13 protein-coding genes are annotated in these 18188 nt (G+C 43.7%); 11 read left to right on the top strand and 2 right to left on the bottom strand.

Annotated features, from left to right (window positions below; all coding sequences use genetic code 11):
* The first annotated feature begins 59 nt into the window (after positions 1-59).
* The 10 genes from AB6C75_RS05945 (at position 60) to AB6C75_RS05900 (ending at position 14563) form a co-directional block, all read left to right on the top strand.
* Positions 60-422, top strand: coding sequence for a hypothetical protein (locus AB6C75_RS05945; RefSeq protein ID WP_017099384.1), 363 nt, complete (start codon positions 60-62; stop codon positions 420-422).
* Positions 423-425: 3 nt separating this feature from the next.
* Positions 426-1775, top strand: coding sequence for an HlyD family type I secretion periplasmic adaptor subunit (locus AB6C75_RS05940; protein ID WP_017099383.1), 1350 nt, complete (start codon positions 426-428; stop codon positions 1773-1775).
* A 3-nt stretch (positions 1776-1778) separates the two neighbouring features.
* Positions 1779-4010, top strand: coding sequence for a response regulator (locus AB6C75_RS05935; RefSeq protein WP_372107299.1), 2232 nt, complete (start codon positions 1779-1781; stop codon positions 4008-4010).
* Positions 3985-5409 (top strand): TolC family protein, encoded by a 1425-nt coding sequence (locus tag AB6C75_RS05930; RefSeq protein WP_372107297.1) that lies wholly within the window; start codon positions 3985-3987, stop codon positions 5407-5409. Before AB6C75_RS05935 ends, AB6C75_RS05930 begins: the two co-directional genes overlap by 26 nt.
* Complete coding sequence (locus AB6C75_RS05925; RefSeq protein WP_372107295.1) at positions 5399-6985, top strand: ABC transporter transmembrane domain-containing protein; 1587 nt, start codon at positions 5399-5401, stop codon at positions 6983-6985. The genes AB6C75_RS05930 and AB6C75_RS05925 overlap by 11 nt, the downstream gene beginning before the upstream one ends.
* Positions 6982-9120, top strand: coding sequence for an ATP-binding cassette domain-containing protein (locus AB6C75_RS05920; RefSeq protein ID WP_372107293.1), 2139 nt, complete (start codon positions 6982-6984; stop codon positions 9118-9120). Before AB6C75_RS05925 ends, AB6C75_RS05920 begins: the two co-directional genes overlap by 4 nt.
* Before the next feature lie 109 nt (positions 9121-9229).
* On the top strand, positions 9230-9604 hold the full coding sequence (locus AB6C75_RS05915; RefSeq protein ID WP_372107291.1) for a hypothetical protein: 375 nt from the start codon (positions 9230-9232) through the stop codon (positions 9602-9604).
* A 215-nt stretch (positions 9605-9819) separates the two neighbouring features.
* The gene (locus AB6C75_RS05910) at positions 9820-13023 is read left to right on the top strand and encodes a response regulator (protein WP_372107289.1); all 3204 of its coding nucleotides are present in this window, start codon (positions 9820-9822) and stop codon (positions 13021-13023) included.
* A 9-nt stretch (positions 13024-13032) separates the two neighbouring features.
* On the top strand, positions 13033-13509 hold the full coding sequence (locus AB6C75_RS05905; protein WP_009844970.1) for a hypothetical protein: 477 nt from the start codon (positions 13033-13035) through the stop codon (positions 13507-13509).
* A 1-nt stretch (position 13510) separates the two neighbouring features.
* Complete coding sequence (locus AB6C75_RS05900) at positions 13511-14563, top strand: ABC sulfate transporter permease (protein WP_009844969.1); 1053 nt, start codon at positions 13511-13513, stop codon at positions 14561-14563.
* 114 nt (positions 14564-14677) lie between these two features.
* Here the strand turns inward: AB6C75_RS05900 and AB6C75_RS05895 are convergent, their stop codons facing one another.
* Positions 14678-15754: a hypothetical protein gene (locus tag AB6C75_RS05895; protein ID WP_372107287.1), complete on the bottom strand. Its 1077-nt coding sequence runs from the start codon at positions 15752-15754 to the stop codon at positions 14678-14680.
* Positions 15755-15841: 87 nt separating this feature from the next.
* The gene (locus tag AB6C75_RS05890) at positions 15842-17173 is read right to left on the bottom strand and encodes an anaerobic sulfatase maturase (RefSeq protein ID WP_372107286.1); all 1332 of its coding nucleotides are present in this window, start codon (positions 17171-17173) and stop codon (positions 15842-15844) included.
* Between the two features lie 136 nt (positions 17174-17309).
* On the opposite strand from AB6C75_RS05890, the gene AB6C75_RS05885 reads away from it, so the two are divergent.
* Positions 17310-18098, top strand: a complete 789-nt coding sequence (locus AB6C75_RS05885; protein ID WP_372107284.1) for a formylglycine-generating enzyme family protein — start codon at positions 17310-17312, stop codon at positions 18096-18098.
* Positions 18099-18188 lie beyond the last annotated feature (90 nt).

Genomic DNA, 18188 nt, shown 5'->3' with positions numbered 1-18188 from the left:
TTTGAAAACTGCCTTTAAAGATCCTTAGTTATTGTGATGAAAGCAATTAAGGCAGTGGAATGATGATAGACATGACGAATTTATTGCGTTCAATCGACAACAACCACAAAGGGCTGCAATTGCTGCTAGGCGACTTTTATAAGGACTTTTCGGACGCACCGATGAACATAGAGATGCTTCATAAAGGTAATCGTTTTGATGAACTCAACAACTACTCTAAAAAATTGAAAACCATCTTAACTTTGTTATGCGACCAAGACCTGCCGCCCAAAATGGCCAAGTTGGAACATTTGAGTAAACACGAATTCCCTGCGCCGGAAGCGCTTTTAGAAGATGTGAAAACTGAACTACAAAACGTCAATGGACAAATCAATCACTTGCTGGATATTAAGGAAGTTGTAGATGACGAGTCATCGAGGTAGGTCATGAGCAATAACCAAATAGAGCATCACCTCAGAAAAGCGCTCGTTTCTAACAACGAGGCTTCCAAGGTCACAGCAGATGACACCATCGTGCTTGCAAGTGCGATGACAAGCGTTCACAAGACGTTGCTCATCATTTTTCTGCTTGCTTTGGTGGCTATCGCCGTGGCGTCACAAGCACGCATCGACATTGTCGTTTCTGTGCGTGGCGAGCTGTTACTAGAGTCTGATGTTGAGAAAGTTCAACACCTAGAAGGCGGTATTTTAGAAGAGCTGTTAGTGAGAAAAGGGGAAGTTGTGTATGAAGGCCAGCCTATTGCTCGAATCCGCTCACTCGACCGTAACACCCAACTCGATACAGTGAACACTGAAATCATTCAGTTGGAACTCGATAAAATTCGTTATGAAAGCTTACGTGACATGATCGAACCAAACTTTGCTTCTTACATCGAAAAGTACCCAGAACAAGTTCAAGTCAACATGAATACGTGGCAGCAAGAGTTCTCGAAGAACCGCTCCAACGAAGAGCTGATCACTCACGATATTAAACACAAAAACTCTCTGATTGGATCAATGCTAAAGCGTCGCAAAAGCTCAGAGAACCAACTCTCGCTCATTCGCAAACAACTCAACATCAAAAACACGCTTTATAAAGAAGAGATGGCGTCCTATGTCGACGTTCTAAATATGAAAGTACAAGAATCCAATATGGTTCGTGAGATTGAAAACCTTGATGAGTCCGTCATGAACGAACGTTTCCAGCTCGACAAACTCGAAAAACAACATCGAGATTTAGTTGAGAACCGCAACTCTGAGTACCAAGCACAGATCATCCAGGCCAATAAAGACCTCAAACTAAAACGGATCTTGCAACCACAACATTCCGATAAGGTAGACCGCTTAATCGTCTACTCACCAGTGGATGGTGTGGTCGACAAATTACACTTCAACTTCCGTTCTGCGGTAATACCACCCGGCGAGAGTATCGCTGATATTGCACCAATCAATAACTCCCTACACGGTGAAGCGAAAATTCCGCGTAAAGACATGGGGTTTGTCGAAATTGGCCAAGCGGTAAAAGTAAAAATGGATACTTATAACTTCGCAAAATATGGATTTGTTGAGGGAACCATCGCCTCAATTAGCCGTTCATCATACGAAGAAGAAGATGCCGAATTCTATTTGGCAGAGATTGAAATTGATCGAAATTTTCTTGAGCGAGGAGGCACTCAATACAAATTATCACCTTATATGGAATTTACCGCCGACGTCAAAACAGGCTCGCGTCGCGTTATCGAGTACGCAGCAAAACCGGTGATGTCAGCCATCGAAGATGCATTCGATGAGAGGTAATCAATGAGCGGAAAACCTTCTTATAACATTTCCGTACCCGTTCTACGTCTGAGCATATTATTCAGCGTAGTACTGGCGGCGCTCGCTTTCTATTTATACTTTTCTTGGTCAAAAGTAGATTCGGTCGCTCAAGTGCAAAGTGCCCCACTGCTCATACAAGCTCAGAAGCTTAATCAGACCATCGAACAAGATATTCAAACTCTACAGCAGTGCTTAAGTACCGACACTTGTGGTACTAACGAATTCAATCTAGTTAACTTGAAGCGTGAAATAGATGAATTTAGATCGCTAGCCTCTTTGAACAAAACTGAGTTCAGCTTGGTTGGCGCGACTGAATACACCCAACTTGAATTAGCGATCAATCGCTTTTCCGACAGCACTAAAACACGCAACGACGTACTCGACTTATACCTGTCACTGACCAACAACTACCTACAAATGGACGACAACTACCGCACCATGTTCAACAACCATGCGAGCGACTTGATGTCAGAGAAAAACGAGTTCTTTATCTGGTTGTTTATGGTGGTCGTGATACTGGCAGTAATCACGGTCCTATCGAATTCAGTTGCTATGTTAAAGCTGAAGAAATCCAGCTCTAATGAACGAGAAATCGACTATGAGTTCGATGCCCTCTATCAAGAGCTGAAACAACTCGACTTACAAAGACTCGAAGAGCTTCTGAATGAAGTGAGCATCAATCCGAAGCAACGCCAGATCTACTCTCACCTCAAACTGATCTTCAGTAAATTGGAAGACCAAAAGCGCAATAACGACCTCTACAAACAACTGTATGCGCTAATCGGGTATGAGATCCGCGGTATCACCAACACCATCAACGGCGGTGTCCAATATCTGGTTCAAGAAACCGATGAAAACGGCGTATTGATGGCGAAGGATATTACCTCTGCGTGTAGTACCTTATCTGAGTTAGCAGAAAACTATAACCGTTTGATTTCACAGGGTACGGAAAGTAAGTCGAAGGAATTCTCGCTACTGAGCGTGTTGTCTGAATTGATGATTCATATCAGCGCCAAAGTACAGAGGAACGAAGGTCAACTCGACTGCTTTATCTCTGACAATTTGCCGAACCGTGTTGAAGGCCAATCCACCAGCTTGTTCTGGATCTTGTTTCTGCAACTTTCTAACGCCATCCAACTTAAATCAAACAAGAAGTTATTCGTGACAATAGAGTCTGGCGCCGCTTCGGATATGGAAAATACACGTGTCACCATCAATCTTAACTTCCTTTCAACGTTAGATGTCTCTGTTGCCAAACTCAATAAGCTCCATTGGAGCGATCATAAACACCATACTGCTAACACAGACGACTTAGCGAAAAGCGTATTAAAAGATTACGGGTATTACGAAAGTCACTGGTTCCAATCGGGTACACAGGAGCGTTTTCAGATCGAGCTTGATCTCAAGGCGAAGAATTTCCATACAGAGAAAACTCGCTTCGACGGCAAGCGTTTACTGCTATGCGCCAATACACAAGTTCGTATCGATGTAATGAAGAAAATGCTCAATAACTTGGGGCTTGATATCACTGAAATCCGCACTGCAAATGAGTTGTTTTCAGCGGCGAAGACCTTTGGTGAGTACGATGCCATCATGTTGACCGATACTTTTGAACCCAACAAGTTACCATCACTCAGTAAAACGGTGAAATCTCAACTTAAGAGTCACCCAAATACCAAGCTGTTGCTTTCAGTAACCAATACTCAGCATGCACAAGAGTGTCACAGCTTCGTCGATAAGATCATCAACTCCCCTGCGATTCCTTATGAGTTTATTCCGAACTTACTCACCATTATGGAAGCAGAAGCATCAGAAGAGCAGATGGAGAACAGCTCATTCCTTATCGTAGAGGATGACCGAGTTCAACAAATCTTACTTAAACGAATACTCACCAAACAAGAGTATGAACCAGATACGGTTGGCGATGGTGCCGACGCAGTTGAGCACTTCATGAATAAACGTTCTGACATCATTTTCATGGACTGCATCATGCCAGGTATGGGCGGCATTGAAGCGACCAAACGCATTCGCCAGTTTGAACAAGAAAACGAGAAAAACCCTTGCACCATCATAGGGGCAACCGCATTGACCAGCAGTAACGAACACCAGGCTTGTATTGAGGCCGGAATGGATTACGTGATCAGCAAACCTTATAAAAGCGACCAAATCATCAAGGTGATCAACAAGTATGTGGCGGTACAAAAACTTAACTAGCAGCATCATGGCTGCACTTGTATTAAGCACGACACCTTCAGCATCGGCGACGACCCTGCTTGAAGCGGTAGAGCTCGGCCTGCAAAACAGCCTGTCTCTTCGCGCCAGTGATAAAGGTGTGGAAGAGAACGAATACAACATTGGGATCAGTCGCTCTAAATTTCTGCCTTCACTCAATGGTGCTGCCGATACCACATGGAACGAGAATGAAACCTTGCTATCGAGCGTACCCGATGAAACCTCTAGCTATAACTCAAACAGCTACAGCCTTTCGTTATCCCAATCCATATTCAATCTTGGTGACATTTTTAAATATGGGACGGCAAAACTCGACTTCAATATTGAAGAGATTAAACACGAGAACAAAGTCCAAAGCACCATTTCGGAAATCGGGTCTCAATACTTTGAGTATTTAAAAAACAACGCCCAAATTAAAGCGACCAAGGTTGAGCTTAAATCGTCCGAAACGCGTGAACATCAAATGCGACGCAATGTAGAGCTAGGTAACACCGCAGCCAGTGAGCTGTACGAAGTGATTGCTCAGAAAGAAGGTGTGTCGAACAGACTAAGAACCTTGCAGAAAGATCGTCGTGTCATTCTCAACGGGCTCTCTATTCAAATTCAATACCCTATCACTCCGTCGCAAGACATATACGAAAGCGTGCCGTTAAAAGAGATCAACGAAACCGAGCAACGCACGATCATGGATCAGGCGTTAAAGCTCAACAACGACTTGTTGGTGGCAAAGAAAAACGTAGAGAGAAGCCGCAGAAGCTTAAAAGAGAGCGGTTCGAACTTCTTACCGACCGTTTCGCTTTCAGCCAGCTATCGACACGATGATGCCAATAACTACGATAAAACCGACATTACAGCAACAGGTGAAAGTAACTCAACCAGTGTTGGCTTAAACCTCGCCGTGCCTATCTTGTCTGGTGGTTCTGATTACTATGGCTATCAAAAATCATCGACGGCCATCGAACGTACTGAGCTGCTTTACCAAGATTCGCTTTATACCACACGTAACAGCGTGAATACCTCAGTGCTCAACATTAACGATTTCTCGCAGTCTATAAGCAGTTTCGAAAACATCATTCGCGCCAACTACGCCTCTTATAAAGGGATTCAAAGAGCCTACCAATTAGGCACGCGTACCATCACCGACTTGCTAGCGGCGGAAAGTAAACTGTTCAGTGCTTTGAGAGACTATGAAAGCGCACGATACGACTACATCATCGAGACCATCAAGCTTGAGCAAATTAAAGGCATACTCTCAATTCAATCGATAGAGAGCATCATGCAATTAATGAGCGATATTGAGGGACGAGACAATCAAGATTTGGTGCCTAAACACCTTCTCTCAACGGAGTCATTGAGGAAAGGAGGTCGCAATGCAAACTGAGCAGTTTTCGCAAAAGATCAACATGGCAGATAAGTGTTATCTGACTTTCTCAACGATAATATCGACCCTGTTTGGCTTGGTACTGCCCTTCTCTATTCTGATCATTTTTGACCGAGTATTACCCAACCAAGCTCAAGATACTCTGTTCTTATTGTTCGCGATTATCTTGATTTCTATCTTCCTCGACTATCACTTAAAAAATCAGGAAGAGAAGATTTCCTCTGTCATCATGAGGCAGTTTGAGACCAACTTAACCAATAAGGTATTTCAATCCATCTGTTTGGCTGAGATCTCAAAATTCCGCCGCTTAGAACCGGGCGAATACCTAGAACGAATCTCAACCATTCCAGAGCTTAAAACCTTCTTTGGTGGCGAATCAGTTCGAGCGCTGATCAATCTTGCCGTCAGTGTGATTACCATCCTCATTATTGGCCTTATCAACATATGGGCTGGCGTGACGCTTCTGATTGCCTCGCTAATTTTAGCTATTTTCGCTTGGAGCCTTTCTAAGCAAAAGATTGGCAGCTTACAGAACAAGTCCGATATAGAGGGCTTAACGACGTCCAAGATCATTGAAATCATTTCAAGCCCGCTGGATATTAAAGCGCGAAACATGGAATACCGCGTTGAAAGCCTGATGACTCAAATGGTTGAAGAGCGCGAAGTTGAAAACATCAAATACGAACAGATTGAATCGAATTTTGGCTTGATCTTAGCGCTCATCCAACAACTCTCGATTGCTTGTGTTGTTGTGGTATTGGCAACAGCCGTGATCAATATGGAGTCAAGCCAAGGCATCATGGCCGCGATCATCATGCTGACCAACCGTTACTTCGCGCCCTACCAACAAGTGATGCGTACTGCGAGCCGATGGGAATTGAACAAGCTCCATATACAGCGCATCGCCGAGCTTCTTGAACTGGCGGCCTCTGTTGAACATCAACATGAGACAACCGAAGTAGAACGTATTTCTGTTAAATATTCTGAAAAGCAGCGTATCGAATTCGAACTCGGACAAACCTATTTGCTTACCGGGAAAAGCGGCTCCGGTAAGACCCACCTCGCTAACTGTATTACGCGTCAGAACAGTGATAGCAAACTCGATATCATGATTAACGACACGCCTTTGGATGACATCAATTACAACGTTTGGCGTAACAGTGTATTGATGGTCGACAAGACAAGTTCTTTCGTAGAAGGAACGATTATCGATAACCTCACCTGTTTCCGCCCAAGCTTGAATAACACGGCGTTTGCACTGTGTGAAACCATGAACATCAAAGCTCAAATTGATGGGCTTCCTGCCGGCTTTTATACAGAACTCAAAGGCCATATGCGTAACCCATTCTCACGCCAAGTTGGCTATGCCTTATTATTAGTTCGTGCCCTGCTCGCCAGTAAGCGTGTATTGATATTCGATGACATCGATTGTGTGTTTGATGAGGAGTTTGCGAGAGTCGTTCTCACCAGTACGGCTTATCGCGCCAATGACAAAATCTTAATCATCGCCAGCAATAAGATGGATAAACTTAACCACCGCCTCAAACGCGTAAAACTTACCGGAGGTGACCAATGAGTATCCTAGTAGACTTCAATAATGTGCCGCAACGTGTTTTGGATTTTGAATCTAGTGGATACGACGAACGTTACAGTCAATCGCCACTTATTCGTGGTTTGGCCTACACCTTGATAGCGCTCGAATGGGAAGGCACGCCCGCTATACTCAGCGATGCTTTTATTCCAAAACCCAAAGACGGCGATAGCTTTACAGCAACCATAGAGCGCCTTGGATACCGCTGTGATGTGACCAAACTAAAGACACTCGAGAATATCGATAAATATCCTCACCCGTGCTTTATTGAGATAGAAAACCTCAGTGCCATCTTCTTAGGGACAAAAGATGGGAAGTTGCTGCTGTTTGATTACACGAACAACAACACCATTGAATACCCAATGTGTAAAAAGCCCTGCTTGCTGATTTCTATTAGCGAGTACTCTCGTCTGTTCCGCGAACCACCTCCGGAATCGCAAGACAGAAGCAATTGGATAAAATACGCTTTCTATCGTTACAACAATGAACTTAAAAGCCTGATCATTCTGAGCTTCGTCATCAGTATTCTCGGTGCATTGCAGCCATTCTTCATCATGAGTGTCTATAACTTCGCACTGACTTCGAGTTCTGAGGCGACACTGTATTGGTTAACCTTATTCGCCATTATTGTTGGCTTCTCGGAGTATTTCTTTAAAAAGATGCGGGTAAATATCATTGCCACGTCCGGTAAAGACCTCGCCGTGCACATCTCGCAAGCCGTTATATCTAAGCTGCTGTGGCTACCTTATGCGATGACATCCACTGCTGGGGTCTCTTCTCAGTTAGCTCGCTTGAAAGATATCGACACGTTCCGACGCTTAGTGACTGCAGAATCAACGCTTAGCTATTTTGATATGCCGTTTGTTATTGTATTCATCATTGCGATTGCTCTGATGTCTGGCACGGCTGCACTTGTGGTGATGGGTGGCTTAATATTAATGTTGGTGTTCTGTGTTTACTCTCGTTACATCTACTCACAAGCTACATCTAAAAGCTCTCGCGCTAACGCCATGGTCTCTTATCAATGGAATGAAATCCTTCGTGGTATCAAGACCATTCAAGGTTTGCCTTTACTGCGCGTGGTTCAATCTCGTTTTAGTGCCTCCCATATGCAAAGCACTAGTGATGCGGAGAATGTAGCTGTAACCAACAGTAAAATTCAGGCTGCTGGCGGTAGTTTGATTCAGGTGATTGGTACTGCAAGTATCGTGACCGCAGTAATCGGAGTCATGGAAGGCACTTCTGATGCGGGCGCGATGCTCGCAACCGTTATTCTCGTTTGGAAAGCACTAGGCCCGATAATGGGCATCTATAACTCAATTTCTAAGTTTCAATCCATCAAGGCGTCATCGGCACAGATAAACAATTTAATGTCGATGAATGACGACAAGCTAACGCTAGAAAAAAGCCCGCCTATTCGGCTGTTCCAAGGAAGTATTGTGGGCAGTGGTGTCAGCCACCGTTACACAGGGGCAGCAACAGGGTTAACCAACCTTGGTTTCAAGATACCTCCCAGTGCAAAAGTCGTCATATGTGGCCCGACTGGCTGTGGAAAAACCACGCTCATTTCAATCATGGCTGGTTTAGAAGATCGTTATCAGGGCGCGGTGTCTGTCGATGGCTATAACATTAAGCAATTCAACAGTTATCGCTATCGCACGTCGATTAACTACATCCCTTTCAATTTGCACATTTTCGAAGGTTCTTTGGAGACCAATTTCATTTTACACAATGGATTGATTCCGACAGAGAAAATGCAGGAGATGGTGAGCTTCTTCGAGCTAGACGAATGGCTGCCAGAAGGCTTGGCGACTCAATTGAGTGTCGATAAGTGCAAAGCTCTTCCCAATGGCATTCAACAAAAGCTGCGTTTGGCACTTGGTTTAGGCAACTGTGAGCAATCTCTGATAATCATTGATGAACCGTTCAACGGGGCTGAAAATGAAAACGCCCAGTATTTTAACCGCCTGTTCAGCGATAAGTTGCTGAATAAAACCGTCATTTTTTCGACCAATGATCCCGGTTTGATCGCTACTTCCAATATGAGTTTGGTTCTAGAACCTGATGGCAACTTGAAATATTTTGGCTTAACAGACAAATACTTAAATAGCTTGAGTTAAACACGACGATGCTTATTCACAAATTACTCGTTAGATAAATGGATGTAATTGACAAAAACATAAGTGAGAGAGATGATTCGCTCTAAAATCACCGATAAAAAGGAAGCAAATGTACACATTCGTTGCAGACAAGCTTGATGTAGCTTACTTATCCGCAATTCCTGAAAACCATCAACTTCAGGGCTGCGATGTGCCTGAAGAGGAAATCGAACTTCGAGAGATCATAGAAGTTTGGTATGAGTGTGCCTTTCTACCCGCTTTCAATCTTCAGAAAATCGATATCGAGAACAAAGCTGAGTTAACCGTCGTACAATCAAATGTTCTGAGCAACGATACGCGTACGCTCGCTTTCCTACTCAAAAACAGAGTGTACCGCGCTGCACTGAACAGAATGCTCGGTGTTTGGGCGCTAGAACCTTCTGCAAAAACGGTGGTAGAGCAACTTCTATTTGAACTAAGTCTCGATAAAAATCACCCTAATTAACTCGCTTTTTAAGATACTCATCAATAAGCATCAAAATCAAACCGACCGCCAAACGCTATAAATTGCTAGCAAGAGAAGCTATTTCAAAATAAGCTGTGGAATCACAAGAACTTATACCCCTCCCACACTTCCATTAAATTTACAGTTTCAAAGTTTCCATATCGGCATTTTTATTCTACTGTTTTTATATAAAACCAGTTGGATGGATCCTTAATATGTCGACACTTACGGTCTGGAATAACCTTTCAGTTAAACATAAACTCTTTGGCTTAGTTCTACTACCGATCTCATTGCTCCTTTTCTTAGCCGGTAGACAAGCTTACTTTCTGACTACGCAGTTAAACGATTTTGAGCGAACCAATCAGTTAGCAATTTACCTTGAAGATATCTCTGTCTTGTATCGAAGTACTTTGGCCCCAAACACTGAAGAGTTCGTTAATCGAAGTGCTAAGGTAAATGCCGAGCTCAAAGCACTTTCACCCAGCATATTTCTAAACAGTTCCGAAGAAGTGAACCAACTGCTGGCCGACTTCAGTGAGGCAACCTTGTCGACTATGAAAACGACCGACAGTTTCGATAAGCTGGATGCGATTGAGTGGCAAAGTGACTTGTACCAACAATTGTTGTTGGCCATTGAGAAAGTCCCTTTTGATATCACCAAGCGTGAGATTCAACAGCACCTCACCGCCTTGCATCAACTAGAGTGGTTGATGTTTTGGTCAAATGAAGAATTTAAGCTCAGCGCTTCGCTCTTCGATATTTACCAAAATCATCAAGAGTATGATTCTGAACTAGCCGAGTTGGTTGAAAGCCTCAATGCTAGGCAAGTTTTGTTCTTAGAAAGATTTGTGTCCTTGAATGCCAATACACATCAAGTTTCACTCATGATTGAAGTGTTTAAAGATGAGGCTTTTATGAAAAGCCAAGAGATACGTCACGCACTTCATAGTTCATCCACAATAAGCGCATTGACTCCACAAGAGATCACTACCGGACTCAATGCGATGAGTGCTCGCCTAAGCCTGTTGCAGAATTTAGGTGACGTGATCAAACAAGAGTTCCAAGCCGAAGTAGCTCAAGCGATCTCAGATGCTCAAACAGAAAGAACGCTATTTATTTCCATCGTCACGTTGCTTGCAGCAACTGTTATGGGATTAACCCTCAGTTTAGCGAAACAAGTCACCAACAATCTTGGGCTAGTTCTTAGGTTCTTAAAAAATGAAAACGATGATACCCGCCCTTCTTTGGACAAACTGATTCAAGGCAAAGACGAACTCAGCCTATTTGCTCAGCAAGTAGAGCGACTCACCATCGAACGAGAACATGCAAAAGAGAAGTTAACGATAGCTAAAGAAGACGCAGAGCGAGCTAAAGAAGACGCCGAAGAAGCCAAAGACCACGCGATACAAGCTAGCAAAGCGAAAAGTAGCTTCTTGGCCAATATGTCTCATGAAATTCGAACCCCACTGAATGGCGTTATCGGAATTTCGGAGATCCTGTCAGACACACCACTTACACCAACACAACGTGATTATGTAGATACGATCGAGACCTCATCCCAACTACTGCTAAGCCTGATCAACGACATCTTAGACTTCTCTAAGATTGAATCTGGCATGCTATTAATCAGCCCGCATTCGGCATCGATTAGAGAATCCATTTACGACATCGCATCTATTGTCGCGCCAAAAGCTAAAGAGCAAAAAATATCAGTGAACGTTGATATCAGCCCAGACACACCTGCACGCGTGATGATCGATGATCACCGATTAAGACAGATCTTGATGAACTTTATGTCGAACGCGGTGAAGTTCACAGCAGAAGGTGGCGTTACCCTGTCAATCCAAACGCTAAACAAAGCAGAAAACAATGTCACCCTAAGGTTTTCTGTGCGAGACACGGGGATTGGTATCGATAAACAGCAACAGAAACAGATATTCGAACCGTTCGCTCAAGAAGATGATTCAACGACCAGACAATTCGGTGGTACTGGTCTTGGCCTTGCGATCAGTACTCAGCTTGTTGAACTTATGGGTGGTCAGATCCAACTCGACTCCGTCAAAGGTAAAGGCAGTTGTTTCTACTTCGATCTAGAATTACCCATTGATTTAATGTTGCCAAAACCAAGCACAGCAACCGCCGACATTTATGTTCTAGGTAACGCGAACATGCTCTCTAAACGAATAGAATGGGACCTTAACCTCTATGGTTTAGAAATAACCCAACAAACGAGAGATACAGCTGAGCTTACACAACAACTCACGATTCAAAAGCACGCTAACCCAATCACAGTTGTCTTTGCTGAAGATGATACATTCCAAGCCAGTGACTATACCAGTGACTTAGATAAGCTCCACCAAAACGGCATCACTATCTGCTTGATTCGATCATTTTTGAGCGAGCCGGCTGACATCGGCAATTGTGTTACGGCTCAAGTATCACAGCCCCTACTCGGTTTACGTTTGATTAAAGCGGTTGAGCTCTGTGATACACAGGGTCGGGTTGAGCTTTCAAAGGCGAGCCAACCTTCTCTAGAGATACAACACAAAATTCTGATCGTCGAAGACAACAAGGTCAACCAAAAAATTGCCGGGCTTCATGTTGGTAAAAGTGGTTTTGAATTCGAGTTTGCGAATAATGGCCAGGAAGCCGTGGACATGTTCAGATCGAACCCTCACTACGCAGCAATACTCATGGACTGCATGATGCCGGTTATGGATGGCTTTGAAGCGACAAGTAATATTCGCCGCGTTGAAAAAGAGACCAATGCCACGCGTCGTATCCCTATCATTGCCCTGACCGCCAGTGTTATTGATGACGATATTCAAAGGTGTTTCGACGTGGGCATGGATGACTATGTGCCAAAGCCATTCAAATTTGAAATGTTAAAAGAAAAAGTACTTGCCGCCGTTGAAGCAATGCCACTTCCTGTTGCCTACAAAACTAAATCTACGAAAAAACCCGCGACCGTAACGCCGATTCTTAATGCTGCAGCTAAACGGACTGTGCCAGAGGAAAGAGAACAAAACCCGGTTCCGAGCAAATCTGAAAGAATACTGCTCGTCGAAGACAATCGAGTTAACCAAAAAGTCGCTTCGGTCATGCTAACAAGGGCTGGTTACGCTTTTGAAATTGCAGAGAATGGTCAAATTGCCGTTGATATGTACCAAAACGACAGTAGTTTCGACATTATACTAATGGATTGCATGATGCCCGTTATGGACGGTTTCACAGCAACTAAGGAGATTCGGGAGCATGAGAAAAACCTAGGCTTAAGCAAAACTCCTATCATCGCGCTAACCGCCAGTGTTATCGATGATGACATTCAAAAGTGCTTTGATTCAGGCATGGATGGATACGTAGCGAAGCCCGTAAGAAAAGAAAAGCTATTCCATCAAATAGAAAGTGCGACTTGTTAGGAGAAACCCATGGATTGGATTAAAACAATAAAAACACTTCCACGCAGAGTCATATTGCCAGTCGCGGTAGGGCTATTAGGAAACTTGCTTCTTCTCAGCCCAGCTCATGCCGCAGAAGATTACGCCATATTCTCTTTAGATTCAGGATTTGAAGAAATATCGATAAACAAAGCAAGGAAGCTGTATAGAGGAAAAACAAAACGACTCGATGGTAAACGTGTAGAACTTTCTGATTGGCCTGAAAACAGCAGCGAACGTGAAGTTTTTTACCAACAACTGCTTGGAAAAAACGCAGCTCAAATGAATGCCCATTGGGCGAGCTTATCCTTCTCAGGTAAAGCTCGTTATCCAAGAGAGATTAAATCGGCGTCCACCGAAACCTTGGTTGACTGGCTTGATGACAAGCCCAATCGAATTGGGTACGCCCCGCTCTCGACGCTCCCTGAAAATGCCAATGTTCTATACGTTATAAGCTCGGAGAAATAATATGAAAAAAATAATTACGTCAGTGCTATGTGCTTCAATTGCCTCTCCGGCTTTCGCTATTATTGAACTTACCGATAATTTTTCGTTAAGCGGATTTGGTTCTACTTCTTGGGCAACATCAGATAACGACTCCCCTTTAATCATCAACAATGGTTTTACCGATGAAAATTGTTATGACTGTGATACCACACTTGGAGTTCAACTCGATTACTTTTACAACTCATTTAAAGCTTCCGTACAAGTTGTCAAACCACCCCAATATGATTGGAGTGATCCTCAACTCGAGTGGGCTTACTTGGGCTATGAATTTAACGACTTCGATGTGAGTATTGGTCGATTACGACTGCCACTATTCCTTGCCTCTGAATACTATTATGTTGGCCAAGCCTATATGACGGCAAGACCACCGACAGAGGTGTATAACAGCGTTCTTGGTATTACCGCTTTCAACGGTGTCAAAGTGAGTTGGACTCATGATGTAACCGATGAAGCTACCCTACAACTCTCTCCATTTGTCGGAATCAAAGATAAGAATGAAGTAGAGTTCAATTCGACAACCGAGCTGGAATTCGAAACAAATCGAATGTTTGGTGCAAACCTTCAATTAAGTGGTGATAACTATCGTTGGAACTTATCTTTCCTTGATTCAAATTTCGATCAAACGACAAAAATTAAAAACGTTGGCACGCTTCCAACAGCAGACAACCAACACATCCAACTTTGGTCGCTAGGCGCTGAATATGAATTTGGCCAAGCGGTATTGGCGAGCGAAGGTCAAATCAGTGACGTTTCTTCATCCATGTACGCCAGCCTAGGTTACCATTTAGGAGTATTCACACCTTACGTAGTATACGGCGCGCAATTTAACGCCAATGAGCACTTAGAAGGGAATAGCTACTTAGTTGGTGTAGATTACGACTTGATGTCAAATATATCTATCAATGGTGAAATGCAATTCTTCGAAGCTCGTAGGTCAAACGGTGCCTTTATTGACGCCCCTAAAACCGATAAAGATGCATTGCTCTACACCATCATGTTGAGTTTTGTTTTTTAGCTCGAATTCAAATCGATGGTCACTTGCAGCAATTAAGATCCAAAAAAGCCAGTCGAATATTCGACTGGCTTTCTCAATAACGGTTTATCAGCTTACCATTAACCCATCTAAAGATTATGAGCTTGGCGCGACTCGTTTCTCTTTCAACTGTTCAATAACATAATCAGGAGCCACTTTACCTAGCTCACCCAAGCAATCATCTGTTTTTTCATTGCCATAGCGTACATAAATATCGCATACCGCGTATAACTGTTCTGGAGAGCCAGAGATCAAATACGCTTTCTCGAACGATTTAGTCGACTTGTCGATATCCAACTCTTCTTGTAATACCCCATTTAGGTACCAATAGTAGCTGTTATCTTTCGCTAGCTTCGCGGCTACTTCAATCTCTTGGGCTGCTGCTGTTTTGTCTTCAAGGCGAACCAAAGTTAATGATTTAGAATAGTGCATCGCTGCATTGTCCGGTACATTCTTCAAACCACGATCCAATAGCTCGACCGCTTGTTGATCTTTATTCTGAACTCGGAAGTTGTCCGCGTAGCTCAACCAAACTTGTGGGTCTCTGGGATGAGTGTTGATGAGCTCCAGATAAACCGTTTCCGCCTTATCCCACTCGTTGTGCCAGCGAAGAACATCAGCAAACAACAGTTGAAATTTTTCAGATTCTTGCGTTTCCAAGAAGCTAATCAACTCTTGTACTGGTGGTTCAATTTGTGCTTTTTGTTGGTCATCTAACGCATTAAAGTCACGAATCAGATTTGACGTTGCCGTGTGACGAACCATGGTATCAGTGTCTTTTAGCAGGGGGGAAACTAACGCCCAACGATGCTCCAGTTGGTAAGGTTCAGAACCGATAACCGCCGCTTCACGAACTTCAGGGTTTTGATCTTTTAAGCCTCTTGCAACCGCCACCAGCGCATTTTGGCTTGGGTATGAAGTAAGCTCTTGCAGTGCACCAGTACGATTTTCAACAGATTGATTCTGATCTTGAGCCATGTAAGACAACTGTTGAATGCGGGTTTGTGTGTCCGTCATTTTGAGCACTTGATCGATATTTTGTGCTGGTGCGTCAACGGTTTGTTGAACACTATTGGCAGCCATTGCTGACGTTGAAATCAAGGCGGACGTTGAAACTAATGCGGACGTTGAAACTAATAGAGCAACAGCCGTCGCTAAACTCTTCTTCATCATAGTATTACCTTAAACTGGAGAACTTAGCCTGTCCTTAGACTCGTATCTGATTAAATTTATCTTGGACCTTTTGATCCAAAGAACAAGTTAAAACTTGGTCTCGAACGTGGCTTGTTGCGCCTGTTTTGCACGATGTGCCATCAATACTGAGTCCCTGAATTTGCCATGAGCCACTGGGTGCCCCATCGCACGAGCGATATAAGCCATCGAATTGTCGACATGAGAAAAGAACTTGTGCCAGCCTGCACATAAGTAGTTCAAGCCCGGTTCGCCTGCACGAGTTTTGATAAAGCGGTTTTTCGGACATTCACCATGACACGCAAACTTGTACTCACACTGCTGACATTGACTGGTCATTGTGCGTGATTTAGCAAAACCAAACTTTTGCTGTGGTGCGCTGTACGCTAAATCATCAAGCTTCTCGTGGTGGATATTGCCAATTTTGTATTCAGGGTAAACGTAGTGGTCACAAGAGAACACATCACCGTTTGGCTCCATCGCTAGGCCTTTACCGCAGATCTCATTCAGAGTGCAAAGCGGATTCGGACGACCAATCCACGTTTCTAAGCTCGCTTCAAAATACTGAACGAACACTTTACCGATGTCGTTCTTCGCCCACTCATCAAACACAGAGATCAGGAAGTTACCCCAAGCTAAATCCGACACGCACCACGATTCCATGATCGAGTCTTTATGGCCGGGGATCAGGCGTTTGTCGCCTTGTTTTAGCTGCTCACTCACTTGGGATATTTGTGGCGCAACCGTTCTAAAGGTTTTCTGTTCAACGATAGGAATAAACTGCATTTGTGGAGACTTCACCACATCACGTAGGAAGCGATACACCTCAAGTGCATTTTGACTGGTGAGGTTATTCACACAAGTCAACGTTGCAAATTTAACTTGATGTTTGTGCAGCAACTCAACCGCCGCCATCACTTGTTTGAATGTGCCACGGCCTGCTCTGTTAACGCGATACGCATTGTGCAGCATTTCAGGACCATCAATACTCAAGCCTATCAGGAAGTTATTCTTTGCTAAGAATAGGCCCCAATCGTCATTGAGCAGTGTGCCATTGGTTTGTAGGTCATTAGAAATCAACACACCTTCAGGCTGGTACTTTTTTTGTAGCTCAACCACTCTTTCAAAGTACGCTAAACCCAGCATAGTTGGCTCGCCGCCCTGCCATGAGAAGATAATTTCAGGCGTGTTTTGACCTTCGATATATTGTCGGATGTAGGTTTCTAACGTCTCATCATCCATTCTCGGAGAACTGCCTTTCTTGTACTCTAACAAATCTTGCTTACTTAGATAATAACAATATTTACAGTCGATGTTGCACGCTGCGCCAATTGGCTTAGCCATAACATGCAAGCGTTTAGACGCTTTACCATTGTATTGTGGACCTTGAGTAATGTGCATGATTTATCTACCTATCTTAGTGTCTGTAGCCATCATAATGCCTATTTCAATCAGTGGCATGTTATACCCTTTATAACCAATAGGAATGACCTTAAACGCTAAAATTGCCCTCTATTTCGAACATTCGAGGCACGTGATGAAATTTTTTAATTACAAACAAATAGCGGCGATCACCAGCGTCACCATGACTATTTTCCTAAGCGGCTGTGCGAGCGTGCCTACACACCCCATCGCCCAACAAATTGACCAACAAATGGTGCTAGTTGAAGGTGGTACATTCACCATGGGTTCGAACGATCCTGAAGCGACCAAAGCAGAACGACCTGCACGAGATATAACTGTAGATAGTTTCTACATTGCGAAGTTTGAGGTGACTCAAGAATTGTTCGAATCAGTGATGGGTTCATCTCTCAGTTATTTCCAAAACCCGCAAGTTCCGGTCAATAACCTAAGCTGGCAACAAGCGAACTATTTCGTTGAACAGTTGAACGAACTTACTGGTGAAGAATACCGCCTGCCGACTGAAGCTGAATGGGAGTTTGCAGCGAAGGGTGGCAACAAGAGCAAAGGCTATACTTACAGTGGTTCCAATAACTTAGATGATGTTGCGTGGTACTCAGCAAATTCAAAAAATAGCGCACATCCAGTCGGGCTAAAGAAGCCAAATGAACTAGGCTTATATGACATGACCGGAAACGTGGGTGAGTTTGTGATTGATGCCTTCGATGACACCTTCTATCGATTCGGTCCAACAGACAATCCTAACAACGCAAAACACAGCGACGTTGGTTTATCACATAAATCGGTTCGCGGTGGCAGCTTTGCTTATGACGAAAATGAATCTGAAAGTTACCGTCGCGACTTCGCAAGCCAATCGATCACTATGTCGGACATGGGCTTGCGTTTAGTTAAGGATACGAACTAGCTAAAGCTGTGAGCTAGTTAAAGACATGAACTAACTAAAGGTGCCAACGGTTATGAATCAACAATCTTCACAAGCAATACTAAAATACGA

This window comes from Vibrio sp. 10N.237.312.B06 (genome assembly GCF_041464685.1).
GTDB classification, from domain to species: Bacteria; Pseudomonadota; Gammaproteobacteria; order Enterobacterales; family Vibrionaceae; genus Vibrio; species Vibrio tasmaniensis_A.
Note: the sequence above shows the minus strand (reverse complement) of the source record. Positions and strands in the feature narration are given on the sequence as shown.

What these genes read in the sequence shown, in the direction of transcription:
- AB6C75_RS05945 (WP_017099384.1), top strand. Translation starts at nt 60, where the DNA reads ATGATGATAGACATGACGAATTTATTGCGTTCAATCGACAACAACCAC.
- AB6C75_RS05940 (WP_017099383.1), top strand. Translation starts at nt 426, where the DNA reads ATGAGCAATAACCAAATAGAGCATCACCTCAGAAAAGCGCTCGTTTCT.
- AB6C75_RS05935 (WP_372107299.1), top strand. Translation starts at nt 1,779, where the DNA reads ATGAGCGGAAAACCTTCTTATAACATTTCCGTACCCGTTCTACGTCTG.
- AB6C75_RS05930 (WP_372107297.1), top strand. Translation starts at nt 3,985, where the DNA reads ATGTGGCGGTACAAAAACTTAACTAGCAGCATCATGGCTGCACTTGTA.
- AB6C75_RS05925 (WP_372107295.1), top strand. Translation starts at nt 5,399, where the DNA reads ATGCAAACTGAGCAGTTTTCGCAAAAGATCAACATGGCAGATAAGTGT.
- AB6C75_RS05920 (WP_372107293.1), top strand. Translation starts at nt 6,982, where the DNA reads ATGAGTATCCTAGTAGACTTCAATAATGTGCCGCAACGTGTTTTGGAT.
- AB6C75_RS05915 (WP_372107291.1), top strand. Translation starts at nt 9,230, where the DNA reads ATGTACACATTCGTTGCAGACAAGCTTGATGTAGCTTACTTATCCGCA.
- AB6C75_RS05910 (WP_372107289.1), top strand. Translation starts at nt 9,820, where the DNA reads ATGTCGACACTTACGGTCTGGAATAACCTTTCAGTTAAACATAAACTC.
- AB6C75_RS05905 (WP_009844970.1), top strand. Translation starts at nt 13,033, where the DNA reads ATGGATTGGATTAAAACAATAAAAACACTTCCACGCAGAGTCATATTG.
- AB6C75_RS05900 (WP_009844969.1), top strand. Translation starts at nt 13,511, where the DNA reads ATGAAAAAAATAATTACGTCAGTGCTATGTGCTTCAATTGCCTCTCCG.
- AB6C75_RS05895 (WP_372107287.1), bottom strand. Translation starts at nt 15,754, where the DNA reads ATGATGAAGAAGAGTTTAGCGACGGCTGTTGCTCTATTAGTTTCAACG.
- AB6C75_RS05890 (WP_372107286.1), bottom strand. Translation starts at nt 17,173, where the DNA reads ATGCACATTACTCAAGGTCCACAATACAATGGTAAAGCGTCTAAACGC.
- AB6C75_RS05885 (WP_372107284.1), top strand. Translation starts at nt 17,310, where the DNA reads ATGAAATTTTTTAATTACAAACAAATAGCGGCGATCACCAGCGTCACC.